Annotated in this window: 14 protein-coding genes; 8 read left to right on the forward strand and 6 right to left on the reverse strand. The window is 70.3% G+C overall.

What is annotated here, in order from left to right; translation table 11 throughout:
• Positions 1 to 2: 2 nt before the first annotated feature.
• Positions 3 to 176 (reverse strand): DUF2256 domain-containing protein, encoded by a 174-nt coding sequence (locus FVA80_RS28605; RefSeq protein WP_187193536.1) that lies wholly within the window; start codon positions 174 to 176, stop codon positions 3 to 5.
• A gap of 105 nt (positions 177 to 281) precedes the next feature.
• Between FVA80_RS28605 and FVA80_RS30820 the strand changes: the two genes are divergently transcribed.
• Entirely contained in the window at positions 282 to 440 is a 159-nt protein-coding gene (locus FVA80_RS30820; RefSeq protein WP_187193537.1) for a hypothetical protein, read from the forward strand.
• Here the strand turns inward: FVA80_RS30820 and opgC are convergent.
• The gene (gene opgC, locus FVA80_RS28610) at positions 421 to 1,608 is read right to left on the reverse strand and encodes an OpgC domain-containing protein (RefSeq protein WP_246692187.1); all 1,188 of its coding nucleotides are present in this window, start codon (positions 1,606 to 1,608) and stop codon (positions 421 to 423) included. The two genes, FVA80_RS30820 and opgC, sit on opposite strands and share 20 nt — an antisense overlap.
• Positions 1,609 to 1,888: 280 nt before the next feature.
• Here opgC and FVA80_RS28615 point away from each other — a divergent pair, with 280 nt between their 5' ends.
• Both FVA80_RS28615 and FVA80_RS28620 read left to right on the forward strand, forming a co-directional pair.
• Positions 1,889 to 2,521 carry a methyltransferase domain-containing protein gene (locus tag FVA80_RS28615; RefSeq protein WP_187193538.1) on the forward strand — a complete coding sequence of 211 codons (633 nt, stop codon included), beginning with the start codon at positions 1,889 to 1,891 and terminating at the stop codon, positions 2,519 to 2,521.
• Positions 2,522 to 2,713: 192 nt separating this feature from the next.
• Positions 2,714 to 3,661 (forward strand): NAD(P)-dependent oxidoreductase, encoded by a 948-nt coding sequence (locus FVA80_RS28620; RefSeq protein ID WP_147910034.1) that lies wholly within the window; start codon positions 2,714 to 2,716, stop codon positions 3,659 to 3,661.
• A gap of 607 nt (positions 3,662 to 4,268) precedes the next feature.
• On the opposite strand, the gene ettA is transcribed toward FVA80_RS28620, so the two are convergent.
• The 4 genes from ettA to FVA80_RS32245 all read right to left on the reverse strand — a co-directional run bounded on the left by ettA (position 4,269) and on the right by FVA80_RS32245 (position 7,516).
• Positions 4,269 to 5,921: an energy-dependent translational throttle protein EttA gene (gene ettA, locus FVA80_RS28625; RefSeq protein WP_147910035.1), complete on the reverse strand. Its 1,653-nt coding sequence runs from the start codon at positions 5,919 to 5,921 to the stop codon at positions 4,269 to 4,271.
• Between the two features lie 175 nt (positions 5,922 to 6,096).
• Positions 6,097 to 6,390: a hypothetical protein gene (locus tag FVA80_RS28630; protein ID WP_147910036.1), complete on the reverse strand. Its 294-nt coding sequence runs from the start codon at positions 6,388 to 6,390 to the stop codon at positions 6,097 to 6,099.
• An 8-nt stretch (positions 6,391 to 6,398) separates the two neighbouring features.
• Entirely contained in the window at positions 6,399 to 7,289 is an 891-nt protein-coding gene (locus FVA80_RS28635) for a DNA/RNA non-specific endonuclease (RefSeq protein WP_147910037.1), read from the reverse strand.
• Entirely contained in the window at positions 7,280 to 7,516 is a 237-nt protein-coding gene (locus tag FVA80_RS32245; protein ID WP_147853937.1) for a hypothetical protein, read from the reverse strand. Before FVA80_RS32245 ends, FVA80_RS28635 begins: the two co-directional genes overlap by 10 nt.
• A 250-nt stretch (positions 7,517 to 7,766) precedes the next feature.
• Between FVA80_RS32245 and dxs the strand changes: the two genes are divergently transcribed.
• The 5 genes from dxs (at position 7,767) to hpnE (ending at position 14,120) form a co-directional block, all read left to right on the forward strand.
• Positions 7,767 to 9,746: a 1-deoxy-D-xylulose-5-phosphate synthase gene (gene dxs, locus FVA80_RS28645; RefSeq protein ID WP_147957912.1), complete on the forward strand. Its 1,980-nt coding sequence runs from the start codon at positions 7,767 to 7,769 to the stop codon at positions 9,744 to 9,746.
• Between the two features lie 288 nt (positions 9,747 to 10,034).
• Positions 10,035 to 11,063, forward strand: coding sequence for a hopanoid-associated sugar epimerase (hpnA, locus tag FVA80_RS28650; RefSeq protein WP_147910332.1), 1,029 nt, complete (start codon positions 10,035 to 10,037; stop codon positions 11,061 to 11,063).
• A complete protein-coding gene (gene hpnC / locus FVA80_RS28655) occupies positions 11,060 to 11,956 on the forward strand; it encodes a squalene synthase HpnC (protein WP_147910331.1) in 897 nt (298 codons plus the stop codon). Before hpnA ends, hpnC begins: the two co-directional genes overlap by 4 nt.
• A complete protein-coding gene (gene hpnD, locus FVA80_RS28660; RefSeq protein ID WP_147910330.1) occupies positions 11,953 to 12,804 on the forward strand; it encodes a presqualene diphosphate synthase HpnD in 852 nt (283 codons plus the stop codon). Before hpnC ends, hpnD begins: the two co-directional genes overlap by 4 nt.
• Positions 12,804 to 14,120: a hydroxysqualene dehydroxylase HpnE gene (hpnE, locus tag FVA80_RS28665; protein WP_147910329.1), complete on the forward strand. Its 1,317-nt coding sequence runs from the start codon at positions 12,804 to 12,806 to the stop codon at positions 14,118 to 14,120. The genes hpnD and hpnE overlap by 1 nt, the downstream gene beginning before the upstream one ends.
• The last annotated feature ends 39 nt before the right edge of the window (positions 14,121 to 14,159 follow it).

The raw sequence follows: 14,159 nt of genomic DNA on the forward strand, positions 1-14,159 counted from the left end.
GCTCAGCGCCCGGTCGCGCTCGGGGCCCGTCCGGCCTTGGCGTCGCTCCGGCAGCGGTCGGAGCAGTAGCGCACCTCGTCCCAGACTCGTTCCCACTTCTTGCGCCAGGCGAAGGGGCGGCCGCATTGGGCGCACACCTTCTCCGGGAGGTCGCCCTTGCGGCGCATCCGCGGCATCGTTCCGACCCCTGTTACCGTGCATGATCCGGGGCGGAACAGGGCTGGGCCCGGTCCGTTCCGTCTTCACGACATCGAACACGTTGAACGAGGTGGGAGCGCGCCATGCTGAAAGTCACCGATATCGACTTCCACGATCGCTCGACGGACCAGCCCTTGAGCGGCTGGTACATCACCGATGCCAACGGTGCGATGATCGGCGACGCGCACCGCTACGACGACCAGGCCAGCGGGCTGCGTGCGCTCAGCGCCCTGAGCGTGTGACGCGCCTCGGGTCGGCCCGGGTGTCCAGCACCTTGGCGAGCCCGAGCATCACCGCGAGTCCGGTGAGGTTGACCGCCATCTGGAGTGGCCACGCCGTGTCGAAGGTGCGGTAGAGGATCCGCCCGATCAGGGCCGCCAGGCAGCCGGCGGCAAAGATCTCCAGGGAATGTCGGCCGCAGGCATCGATCAGCCGCAGCCGGTGCCAACCGGAGAGGCGCCGGACGGCCGGGGCGCTGAAGATCAGGTAGGTCAGCGCGAGGATGTGCAGCAGGCGCAGCGGCGCGACATGGCCCTTGTCCGGCGGGCCGATCGGCAGCACCCGGAGATCCGGCAGGCCCCAGTCCGTCCAGGAGCCGCCCTGCAGCAGCCCGAACGCCAGGTAGGCGAAGGCGAGGGCGGCCGCCCAGTTGCGCCAGGGGAGCAAGCCGTTCCCGGCCCGGACCGCCATCGCCAGGATGGCTCCGATCACGAACAGGAACTGCCAGGCGAACGGGTTGAAGTACCAGCCGTCGTCCACCGCGGCGGCGTTTGGCAGGTTCAGGTGGGAATCGACGTTGGCGGCCAGCCATAGCGTCCCCGAGAGCGCCAGCACCCCCCAGACCCCGCGTTGCAACCCGAAATAGATGGCCGGGAACAGGGCCAGCAGCAGGATGTAGAGCGGCAGGATGTCGAGGTAGTTCGGCAGCGCGTTGAGGACGAGGCCGCGCAGGAGGCCGGGCAGCAGCCCCATCTGCAGCAGCGGCGCGACGCCGAAGCGTGGCGTCAGCCCGGTGAGATCCATCCAGATGCGGACGATGATCAGCGTGGCGAGCAGCAGTCCGGCCTGGAACAGGTAGATCCGCAGGCAGCGCCGGGCGATGCGTGCCAGGGTCGGCCACGTCCCGGCCCGGCCGAACAGGCCGCCATAGGCCACCATCGACGCGTAGCCCGCCAGCAGCACGAAGATCTCGGCCGCATCCGAGAAGCCGAAATTGTGCAGGGTATAGAGCGCCGGCGCGTTGCGCGGGATGTGGTCGATGAAGATCGTCAGGAGCGCGAAGCCGCGCAGCACGTCGACCCGGGCGTCCCGGACGGGCTTCTTCGGAGCTGGCCCGGGCACCAGCGCCGGGTCCGACGCGGGTGCCATGCCGCTGATGGGCGCTCGCTCAAGGTCGTCGAGGCTCTTCACGCAGCCATCACCGGGACGCTCTTTCGCCAGGGTCGGCGCGGGACGTGCACCGCAATGCAATATAACTGACCCAAACACCAATGCCGCGACGGATCGCGCCGATCACGCGCCTTTGTTCCGGACCGTGCGAGTGACGAAGGGCATGCCGTCCCCCCGGTCGCGCCGTCCCGCGCCTTGCTTGTGATAAGTTCGAGATCGAATCCGACCGATCCCATGTCAGGCCCTGTCGCTGCGTCGCAGGTGAGGGTGAATGGGCCGGACAGAACCTCGGAGGTCGGCCGTGACATCGTGTTCGAACCGCACAACGCTTTCGTCCTACGCGGCCAAGTTTCGCCAATACGGTGAGCGGTCTACGCAGACGCTCGCTGGGGCGTCGAAGACCTGGATCGATCAGATCCTGATCGGTCTGGAGCCGGACGCGGCCATTTTTGAAATGGGTACGGCGCATGGTCGAGATGCAGCCTATATCGCCGCCCGGGGCTACGCCGTGTTGTGTAGCGATGCGGTGCCAGAGTTCGTTGCCGAACTTCTCGCCAAGGGGGTCCCCGCGATCGTGTTCGATCTGCTGACCGATCCCTTCGAGCGCCAGTACGATCTGATTCTCGCGAACGCCGTCCTGCTTCACTTCACCGACGCGGAGTTCGATCACGCCCTGCTCAAGACGGTCGGGGCGTTGTCGGCCGGAGGTCGGTTCGCGTTCACGCTGAAGGCGGGACAGGGATCCGAATGGTCGAACGCGAAGATCGATGCCCCTCGGTACTTCCGGTATTGGAGCCGGGATGAACTCATCGAGCGCTTCGATGCGCATGGCTTGCGTGATTTCACCATCGACGCCGTGACCACCGACCGAGCCCACGCCGAGTGGATATACGTCACCGTGCGGCGGCCCGCGGCCGGGACGGGTGGAGCCTGACGGAAACGTCCCGCCGATCCGCAACCGGTCCGGGGGTTGGTTTGCGCGATGCCGGCTGGATCTCGACAGCATCGAGCCTAGGCCCTGGTCCGCGCCAGATCTCATTGCGTCGTCGCCCGCGCACATCGCCGACGATCGCTGTTATAGAGGCGCCGGATCGATCCCGGTGGGTGCCGGGGAAGGGCAGGGTTCATGCGCGTCCTCGTCACCGGAGCCGGCGATTTCCTCGGCCGCCGCCTGCTCGAGGCGTTGCGGCAGGGACTTCCCCCCGGCAGCCACATCCTGGGCATCGACCGCCGCCCGCTTCCGCCCCTCGACGGCGTCGCCGGCCTGGATGTCGACCCGTTCGATGCCGACAGGCTCGCGGCGGCGGTGGCGGCGTTCGAGCCGACCTTCGTGTTCCACCTGGCCGCCCTGGCGTCGGTCGCCCGGTCGAGCGAGACGCCGGCCTATGCCTGGCGGGCGGACCTGCTGGGCAGCCTCAATCTCGCCGAAGCCGTGGCGCGGACCCGGGCGACCCTGATCTTCCTGAGCTCGACGGTGGTGTACGGGGAGGCGTTCCGCGACCGGCCCCGGCCGGACGAATCCGTGACGCCCCGGCCCGACACGATCTCGGGCCGCACCAAGAGCGCCTGCGAGTACATTCTGCGCGACGTGCTGGCCAATGCCGGCGTGCGGCACCTCGTGCTGCGGCCCTCGAACTACATCGGCCCCGGCCAGAGCGAGACCTTCGTGGCCGCCTCCTTCGCGGGACAGATCGCGCGGATCGAGCGCGGCCTCGCCCCCCCGATCCTGGAGGCCGGGGACCTCGCCGCGGCGCGCGACTTCCTCGACGTGTCGGACGTGACCTCGGCCTGCCTGCGCGCCCTGGACCGGGCCGACGACCTGCCCGACGGCGGCACCTTCAACGTCGGCACCGGGATCGTCACGCCGGTCTCGGCGATCCTCGACCTGTTCCGCGACCTGAGCGAGGCGGCGTTCACCGTGCAGGTCGCGCCCGACCGGACCCGGCCGACGTGCGCCCGCAGCCAGGGCTGCGATCCCTCGGCCTTCACGGCGGCCACGGGCTGGCAGCCCGCGATCCCCCTGGCACAGAGCCTTCAGGCGATGCTGGATGCGGCGCGGGGGCGCCTGGGATGAGGGGGCCTCTCAGCGTGAGAGGGCGAGCCGCCTGATCCGGCGCACGCGGAAGACGACGCGACGCTTCTCGAGAGGGTCGCCAGACCAAACTTCTGCCGCACGGGCTACAGGGTTCACGCATCGGTCATCGAAAGGCGCGACGCGCGCTCATCCCATTCGGCGACGGGTTGCGCAGGTGGGACTCATCATCTTTTCAACGGGCGGACAGCTCGGTCTTGGACGTCAAGCCGCGACTGGATCGATGCGGCCAAGCGCCGTCATCCCGAGGCCGCGAAGCGGAGCCCGGGAACCAGAGACGCCGATGTGTCAAGCTCTTGCGCCGAAAGCGGTTCTGGGTTCCGGGCTCGCCTGCGGCGCCCCGGAATGACCGCCTCGGTCGTCGCGTAGGGGGGATCAACCTTCGGAAGATGGATCGTCCGGCCCGTGTAACCCGTAGTCCCGGGGGGAGGAGAAACACAGCATTCCCCTCATCCGCGAACCGGCACCGATCTTCCAAGTCGCGCCGCAGCGCCGGTCGCGAGCGAAGAACCCGGTCGCGGCCCTGCCTATCGGGACGAGGGCCTGGGACCGGCCCAAATGGTCCCGGCTCGAAGGCCGGGACCGAATCTTATCGCGAAAACTTCTTGTACTTGATCTTCTTCGGCATCAGCGAATCAGCCCCGAGCCGGCGCATCTTGTCGGTCTCGTAGTCGGAGAAGTTGCCCTCGAACCATTCCACGTGGCTGTCGCCTTCGAAGGCGAGGATGTGCGTGGCGATGCGGTTCAGGAACCAGCGATCGTGGCTGATGATCACCGCGCAGCCGGCATAATCCTCCAGCGCATCCTCTAGGGCGCGCAGGGTCTCCATGTCGAGGTCGTTGGTCGGCTCGTCGAGCAGCAGCACGTTGGCGCCGCCCTTCAGGGTCCGGGCGAGGTGGACGCGGTTGCGCTCTCCGCCCGAGAGGGTGCCGACCTTCTTCTGCTGGTCGCCGCCCTTGAACGCGAAGGCCGCGCAATAGGCGCGGGAATTGATCTCGCGCTTGTTGAAATAGATGATGTCGTTGCCGCCCGAAACTTCCTGCCAGACCGTGGCGCTCGGATCGAGGGCGTCGCGCGACTGATCGACGTAGCCGAGCTTCACCGTCTCGCCGACCGCGATCTTGCCGCCGTCCGGCGTCTCCTGGCCGGTGATCATCTTGAACAGGGTGGTCTTGCCGGCGCCGTTCGGCCCGATCACCCCGACGATGCCGCCGGGCGGCAGCTTGAACGACAGGTCTTCGATCAGCAGGCGGTCGCCGAACGCCTTGTTGAGGTGCTCGAACTCGATGACGTTGTTGCCCAGCCGCTCGTCGATCGGGATGACGATCTGCGCGGCGGCGTCGACCTTGTTGTTCTGCTTGGCGACCAGCTCCTCGTAGCGGGTGATGCGGGCCTTCGACTTCGACTGCCGGGCTTTGGGCGAGGCGGCGATCCACTCCTGCTCGCGCGTGATCGAGCGCTGGCGGGCCATGTCCTCGCGGCCCTCCTGCTGGAGGCGCTTCTGCTTCTGCACCAGCCAGGCCGAGTAGTTGCCCTCGTACGGGTAGCCCCGGCCGCGATCGAGCTCGAGGATCCAGCTGGTGACGTTGTCGAGGAAGTAGCGATCGTGGGTCACGATCAGGATCGCGCCCGGATAAGTCTTCAGATGGCCTTCGAGCCAGTTCACGGTCTCGGCGTCGAGGTGGTTGGTCGGCTCGTCGAGCAGGAGCAGCTCCGGCTCCCACAGCAGCAGCTTGCACAGGGCCACGCGACGGCGCTCGCCGCCCGACAGGGTCGCGACCGGCTGCTCGTCGCTCGGGCAACCCAGGGCCTCCATGGCCTGATCGACCTTGGAATCCAGCTCCCAGAGGTTGGCCGCCTCGATCTTGTCCTGGAGCGCCGTCATCTCGTCGGCGGTCTCCTCGGAATAGTTCATGGCGAGTTCGTTGTAGCGGTCGAGCAGCGCCTGCTTCTCGGCCACGCCCTCCATGATGTTCTGGCGGACCGACTTGTTCGGGTCGAGCTGCGGCTCCTGCGGCAGGTAGCCGACCCGGGCGCCCTGGGCGACAAAGCCCTCGCCGGTCCACTCCGTGTCGATGCCGGCCATGATCTTGAGCAGGGTCGACTTGCCCGAGCCGTTGATGCCGAGCACGCCGATCTTGGCGTCCGGGTAGAACGACAGGTTGACGTCCTCCAGGACTTTCTTGCCGCCCAGGTAGGACTTCGTGAGTCCCCGCATGTGGTAGATGAATTCGCGAGCCATCGCGGATCGTCCTCGGCGCGTTGTTCGGGGCTGCGCGGTGCGTGCCAGCGGCACGGGTCAGGTCCGGGGCCTTGGACCCGTCCTGTACGCGCGTTCCCCACGATATAAGAATGTCGCCGACCGAGTATCAGGCCCGCCCGGTACCGGCAAGGACGCCGGGCGGGCCGACCGCGGCTCAGGCGAAGGGATTGGCCACGGATTTGGGCGCCGCGTCCGGCGCCTCGGCCACCACGTCCGGCAGGTCGCCGGCCTCCAGGGCCTTCACGATGGCGTCGAGGGTGGCCTGGAGCAGGCGCGCCTGCGCCAGGCCGGCCTTGTCCCTGGTGAGGTCGAGGGCGCCGTGAAGGGCGATTCGGTCGGTCCCGTTCTCGAAGCTCAGGGCGCCGATGGTGCGGACCGACGCGTCGTCGGCGAAGGGCTCGAAGGCACCCGCCTTGGGTTTCCGGCGGCTCGGCTTGTCCTCTGGCATGGTCCCTCTCAGAAGATCGATCGCAGCAGGTCGCGCAGGACCTTGCGCGCGGCGCGGTGAAGCTCGTGGCCGAGCCAGTCCTGCCAGCCCTGCTCGGGCCGGGGGCGGTGCCCCTCCGAGCGCGCCCCGGCACGGGGGTCCGGCAGGGTCATCGCGCTGGCTCGGGCGGCGGGCGGCAGGGCCGGGAACACGTCGATCCCGGCCTCGCGGGTGAGGTCGTCGATCGAGACGGCGCGCCAGTCCCGGGCGGCGTCGTTGCGAGCGAGATAGGCGCCGGCCTCGCCGCTCGCCGGGTCGTAGAGCGCCTTGAACAGCTGGGTGGGCACCAGCACCCCGCCCTTGATCTGCTGGACCGCGGCCCCGGAGAAGATCACCCCGGTGACGACGAAGAGCGCCCCGCGCCGGCTCGCCAGCCGCCGGGTGCCCTCCTCGATGTCGGCCCAGAGCCCGCGGTTGAGCGCCCGGTCCTGTGGCACGATGTTGGCCAGGCTGAACGATTCGGCCTGGGCGGTCACGGTGGGCATGTCGCCCGCCGGGGCGAGGTGGCCGCGGTCGAAGCCGCTGCGGACGTAATCCTCCAGCGATGCGCGCTCGGCATCCGGCAGCCGCGCCTCCTCGTGGAACGCGTCGTCGCGGGCGACCGCGCGGGCATCGGCGACGCTGGCCCGGGTGAGGTGCTCGGCGGAATAGAGCGGCGTGCGCGTCACCCCCGAATGCAGGACCGCGAAGGCCTCGTAGCACAGCGGCACCGCCCGGGCGGCGAGCTTCGGGTTGGTCAGGACGGGCGACACGCCCCCGGCGAACATGGCCGGGCAGGTCTCCAGGGCGTCGGCCGGCGCCGACAGGGCGAAGACGGCCAGCGCCGCGGCACACGCCCCCCGGGGCAGCGCTACCAGCATACCCGCACCCGCCGGGGACCCTCCGGGGTCGGACGGTCGCGCCACGCGCAGGGGCGGCCGAGGCTCCCCGTGAAGGGCCGGGCGTCGCGGTCCGGACCGCCGGGCTGGACCCGCGGCGGGCAGGCGCCCAGGAAGTTGCACGGGAAATCGAGGTTGCCGTCCGGCGGTCGAGGACTGGCGTAAGCTTGGCCGGCAAAAGCTTGGCCGGCGGGGGTAATCGCCAGCATGAGCAGAATGATGCACAGACGAGCCGGGCTCAAGAGCGGACCTCATGTGGCGGTAAGGGCACGTGACTGGAAAAAACGCCGGTCGGACATTGATCGCGCCGCCGATCGTTCGTACGTGGCACTATCATGACAGCGACGGTCGGGTCGGTTCTAGCATGAACGCGTGCCCACCGGGTGCTGGCGTCGTGACGGCGAGACCCCTTTTTCGGAAGCCCGCGTGACGGGGCCGTTACCACACTCGAACGAGCGGATGCTTCCCTTGGCGATATCCTCTGACCACGCGGCGTTGCTCGACCGTATCCCGGAGCCTGCGGCGCTCCGGCAGCTTCCCGAATCCGAGTTGCAGGCGGTGGCGGACGCGGTGCGGGCCGAGATGATCGACGCGGTGTCGATCACCGGCGGCCATCTCGGCTCCGGGCTGGGCGTGGTCGAGCTCACGGTCGCCCTGCACCACGTGTTCGACACGCCCGACGACCGCATCGTCTGGGACGTCGGCCACCAGTGCTACCCGCACAAGATCCTGACCGGACGCCGCGACCGCATCCGGACGCTGCGCCAGGGCGGCGGCCTGTCCGGCTTCACCAAGCGCTCCGAGAGCGCCTACGACCCGTTCGGGGCCGCCCATTCCTCGACCTCGATCTCGGCCGCGCTCGGCATGGCGGTCGCCCGCGACCTCGACGCCGAGGCCGCCAAGGCCAAGGGCCGGACCGCGAAGCGCCGCAACGCCATCGCGGTGATCGGCGACGGCTCGATGTCGGCCGGCATGGCCTACGAGGCCATGAACAACGCCGGCGCCCTGCACTCGCGCCTGATCGTCATCCTCAACGACAACGACATGTCGATCGCCCCGCCGGTGGGCGCGATGTCGGGCTACCTGGCGCGGCTGGCGTCGGGCGGCACCTACCAGTCCCTGCGCGAGACCGCCAAGCAGCTCGGCAAGCTCCTGCCCAAGGCGCTCTACCAGCGCGCGGCGGCCGCGGAGGAGTACGCCCGCTCCCTGGTGGTGGGCGGCGGCACGATGTTCGAGGAGATGGGCTTCCACTATGTCGGCCCGGTCGACGGGCACAACCTCGACCAGCTGCTGCCGGTGCTGAAGAACGTCCGCGACGCCGAGCACGGCCCGATCCTGCTCCACGTCGTCACCCGCAAGGGCAAGGGCTACGCGCCGGCCGAGGCCAGCGCCGACCGCTACCACGGCGTGGTCAAGTTCGACGTGGTCTCGGGCGTCCAGGCCAAGGCCAAGCCCAACGCCCCGGCCTACACCCGGGTGTTCGGCGAGAGCCTGATCAAGGCGGCCGACGCCGACGACCGGGTCGTGGCGATCACGGCGGCGATGCCGGGCGGCACCGGCATCGACCTGTTCGGCAAGGCGCACCCGGACAAGACCTTCGACGTCGGCATCGCCGAGCAGCACGCGGTGACGTTCGCGGGCGGGCTGGCGACGGAGGGCTACCGGCCGTTCGTGGCGATCTACTCGACGTTCCTGCAGCGGGCCTACGACCAGGTCGTGCACGACGTGGCGCTGCAGAACCTGCCCGTGCGGTTCTGCCTGGACCGGGCCGGTCTGGTCGGCGCGGACGGGGCGACCCATGCCGGCGCGTTCGACCTGGCGTACCTGTGCTGCCTGCCGAACATGACCGTGATGGCGGCCTCCGACGAGGCCGAGCTGGTGCACATGGTGGCGACCGCGCACGCCCATGACAGCGGCCCGATCGCGCTGCGCTACCCGCGCGGCGAGGGCGTCGGCGTGGAGCTGCCGGAGCGGGGCGAGGCGCTGGCGATCGGCAAGGGCCGGATGGTGCGCCAGGACCCGGAGGCGCGGGTGGCGATCCTGTCGCTGGGCACGCGGCTGTCCGAGGCGCTGAAGGCGGCCGACACGCTGGCGGAGCAGGGCGTGGCGGTGACGGTGGCGGATGCGCGCTTTGCCAAGCCGCTGGACGAGGCGCTGATCCTGGACCTGGCGCAGAGCCACGAGGTGCTGATCACGATCGAGGAGGGCTCGCGCGGCGGCTTCGGGGCGATGGTGCTGCACCTGCTGACGGAGCGGGGCGCCCTGGATGCGGGGCGCGTCCGGGTACGCACCCTGACGCTGCCGGACCTGTACCAGGACCACGACAGCCCGGAGAAGATGTACGCCGAGGCCGGCCTCGACGCCGCAACCATCGTCAAAACCGCGCTCGCGACCTTGCCGGAACGCAAGGAAGGCCGCTCGCGCCTGCGCCTGGCCTGACCTCGGCGTGCTGCGTCGCGGCGATTCCCCGGCTGGGGCCCGGATCCGGTCCCGCTGCGCGCCACCTGTCCGGGGGAGGGGCGGTGCCGGATCGGACGCGGCGCCCCGTCCCGGGCGCATGCAGCGCCAGCGGACTGCGACACGGGATCCCGCTCGACCGGCGCCGCGGAGCGACTCTGGGCGAGCCGGGTCCGCCCTTCGCTTGCCGCCCGGGCGGTTCGATGACACAAGCGCGGCGCGGCGGGGTTCCCCGCCCGCGCCGGCATCCCGCAACGCTTTAGACACGCGATGGTAGAGGCCACTTCCTCCGGCCCGTCCGAGGTCGGCCCCGTGCTGATCACCGGCGCGAGCGGGTTCCTCGGTTCAGCCCTGGTCGACGTGTTCCGCCGGGCCGGCTTCCCGGTGCGCATCCTCGTGCGCGCCACGAGCCCGCGCCGGAACCTGACCTGGACCGATGTCGAGATCGCCGAAGGCGACATGCGCGACCCGGCGGCCGTGGCCGCCGCCCTGCGCGGCCAGCGCTACCTGATCCACGCCGCGGCCGATTACCGGCTCTGGGCACCGGATATGGAGGAGATCGTCCGCACCAACCGCGACGGCACTCGCCTGATGATGCGCGCGGCCCTCGATGCAGGCGTCGAGCGAGTGGTCTACACGTCGAGCGTCGCCACCATCAAGCCGCCGGCCGACGGGGTCACGCCCTCCGACGAGACCATGCCGCTGACGCCCGAGACCGCCATCGGCGCCTACAAGCGCAGCAAGGTCGTGGCCGAGCGCGTGGTCGAGGAGATGATCGCCCGGGACGGGCTGCAGGCGGTGATCGTCAACCCGTCGACGCCGATCGGCCCCCGGGACGTGAAGCCGACGCCCACCGGCCGGATCATCCAGGAAGCGGCGCTGGGCAAGATGCCGGCCTTCGTGGATACCGGGCTCAACCTCGCCCATGTCGACGACGTGGCCCACGGCCACCTGCTGGCCCTGCGCCGGGGCCGGATCGGCGAGCGCTACATCCTCGGCGGCGAGGACGTGTTCCTGTCGCAGATGCTGGCCGACATCGCCGGCATGGTCGGGCGCAAGCCCCCGACCGTGAGCCTGCCGCGGGCCGCCGTCTACCCGGTGGCGTTCTTCGCCCAGCTCGCCGCCCGGGTCACCGGCCGCCAGCCGTTCGCCACGATCGACGGCATCCGCATGTCCCGCTATCGGATGTTCTTTTCGGACCGGAAGGCGCGCCAGGAACTCGGCTACACTGCGCGGCCCTATCGCGAGGGCTTGTCCGACGCGATCGCGTGGTTCCGCCAGGCCGGGTATCTCGGATGAGCAAGCTCGACACCGCGACCGCGGCGCGCTCCGGCAAGGGACACCGCGACGAGAACTTCCCGGTCGCCTCGCACCTGATCCATCCGCGCCACCGCGGGGCGATCCTGGCGTTCTACAACTTCGTCCGCGCCGGCGACGACGTGGCCGACCACGCGGACCTCGCGTCCGAGCGCAAGCTCGCGCTGCTCGACCAGCTGGCCGACGCGCTCACCGGCGCCGGCCCCTCCGACCCGGAGGCCGAGCCGCTCAAGCGTGAACTCGCCGCCCGCGGCCTGCCGCCCCGCCACGCGCTCGAACTGCTCGACGCGTTCCGGATGGACGCGCGCAAGAACCGTACGGCGAACTGGGACGAGCTGATCCATTACTGCCGCTACTCGGCGATGCCGGTCGGGCGCTTCGTGCTCGACGTCCACGGCGAGGATCCGGCCCGGGTCTATAAGGCCTCCGACGCGATCTGCGCGGCGCTCCAGATCATCAATCACCTCCAGGATTGCGGCAAGGATTTTTCCGGGCTCGACCGGGTCTACATCCCGCAGGATGCCCTCGACCGGCACGGTGCGACCGTGGCGATGCTGGGCGCCCCGAAGGCGACTCCGCAGCTCCGGGCGGTGATCGCCGAGCTGGCGCAACGCTGCCTCGACCTCCTCGACGAGGGCTCGGCCCTGCCGGACCTGATCGACGACCTGCGGCTCTCCCTGGAGATCGCCGCGATCCATCGGCTCGCCGTTGTGCTCGCCAAGGGTCTGACCACGCGCGATCCGCTCTCGGACAAAGTCCATCACGGCAAGGCCGCCTTCGCCCTCACCGCGCTCGGCGGCGTCGCCGCCACCCTGGCGCGCCGGCCCTTCCGGGGCCGGATCGTGCGGGGCGCGGCTCAGGGAATCCGCTCGTGAGTGCCACCGCGACCCCCATCACCGATCAGGACGCGGCCGCCCCGGCCCTGCCGGCCGCCGGCTCGTCGTTCTATACCGCCATGCGCCTGCTCCCGAAGGAGCGGCGCGAGGCGATGTACGCCGTCTACGCCTTCTGCCGCTCCGTCGACGACGTCGCCGACGATGGCGGGACACGGGCTGTGCGGCAGGTCGAGCTCGACCGCTGGCGCGCCGACATCGACGCCCTCTATGCCGGCCGTCCGGCCGCGCGGGTGCGCGACCTCGTCGAGCCGGTGCGCCGCTACGACCTGAAGCGCGAGGATTTCCAGGCGGTGATCGACGGCATGGCCATGGATGCCGTCGCGGACATCGTGGCCCCCGATGCCGAGACCCTCGACCTCTATTGCGACCGGGTCGCGAGCGCGGTCGGCCGCCTGTCCGTGCGGATCTTCGGCATGCCGGAGGCGGACGGCATCCGGCTCGCCTGGCACCAGGGCCGGGCGCTCCAGCTCACCAACATCCTCCGGGACATCGACGAGGATGCCGAGCGCGGCCGCCTCTACCTGCCCCGCGAGAAGCTGGCCGCCATCGGGCTGGCCGATCCCACCCCGGCGCAGGCGGTCGGCCATCCGCGCATCGGCGAGGTGTGCATCTCGCTCGCACGCGAGGCCGAGGATCATTACCAGGCGACCTGGGAGATCATCCGGCGCAGCCCCCGCAAGGCGACCAAGGCCGCCCGGCTGATGGCTGCCGCCTATCACCTCTACCTGAAGGCGGTGCTCGAACGCGGCTGGGCGATGCCCCGCGCCCGGGTCAAGCCCGGCAAGCTGGCGCTGCTCGCCGTCGTCCTCCGGCACGGTTTGGTCTGATGGGAATCGTCCACGTCGTCGGGGCCGGGCTGGCCGGCCTCTCCGCCGCCGTCGCGCTGGCCGAGACCGGTGCCCGGGTGGTGCTGCACGAGGCCGCCAAGCAGGCCGGTGGGCGCTGCCGCTCCTATTACGACCCGGCCCTGGGCCTGACGATCGACAACGGCAACCACCTGCTGCTGTCTGGCAACGCCGACGCCCTGGGCTTCCTCAAGACCGTCGGCGCCCCCGCCGACGCGCTCACCGGGCCCGACGAGGCGGCCTTCGATTTCGCCGACCTGAAGACCGGCGAACGCTGGTGCCTGCGCCCGAATGCCGGGCGGCTGCCCTGGTGGGTGATGAGCCCGTCCCGCCGCGTGCCCGGCACCCGCGCCCGGGATTATCTCGCTCCGCTCGGGATCCTGCGCGCCGCCTCGGGCAAGCCCGAGGGCGCCGGGGGCACGATCGGCGACAGCATGGCGTGCGAGGGCGACCTCTACGCCCGGCTCTGGCATCCGGTCCTGCTGGCCGCGCTCAACACCGAGCCCCGGGACAGCGATGTCGGGTTGGCCGCCCGGATCCTGCGCGAGACCCTCGGCGCCGGCGGAAAGGCCTGCCGCCCGCTGGTGGCGGTGGAGGGCCTGTCCTACGCCTTCGTGGACCCGGCCCTGCGCTACCTGAGCGCCCGCGGCTGCGAGATCCGCGTCGGCCGGCGCCTGCGCGGCCTCGATGGCGCCGACGGCCGAATCGGGCAGCTGCTGTTTTCCGACGGCCCGGAGGCGATCGGCCCCGACGATGGCATCGTGCTCGCCCTGCCGCCCTGGGTAGCCCGCGAAGTGTTGCCGGGTCTCCTCGCCCCGGTGGAATTCCGATCTATCGTGAATGCGCACTTCGCACTTGCACCGAGGACCGGCAGCCCGCTGGTCCTCGGCGTCGTAAACTCCCTGACGGAGTGGCTTTTCGCCTATCCTGACCGGTACTCGGTCACGATTAGCGGTGCCGATCGGCTGCTCGACGTGCCCCGGGAAGACCTCGCCCGCCAGATCTGGGGTGAGATCGCACAGTTGTGCAGTCTTGCCCCGGAACTGCCCAGCTGGCAGATCGTAAAGGAGAAGCGTGCGACCTTCGCGGCGACGCCGGCCGAGGCCGCGCGTCGCTCGGGGGCCGAAACCGCCTACGAGAATCTCGTCCTGGCAGGCGATTGGACCGCCACCGGTCTGCCATCGACTATCGAGGGAGCGATCGGCTCGGGCAAGACGGCCGCGCGTGCGCTGCATCACGGATCGTCCGTGCGCGGCGGGTTACGCGCGCCGGTATCGGGCGCATTGGGCGCCGCTTGAGGCATGGCGGCCGCAACGCAGCGGCCGTTCGAGGCGAGG

Origin of the sequence: Methylobacterium sp. WL1, from assembly GCF_008000895.1 — a bacterium.
GTDB lineage: Bacteria > Pseudomonadota > Alphaproteobacteria > Rhizobiales > Beijerinckiaceae > Methylobacterium.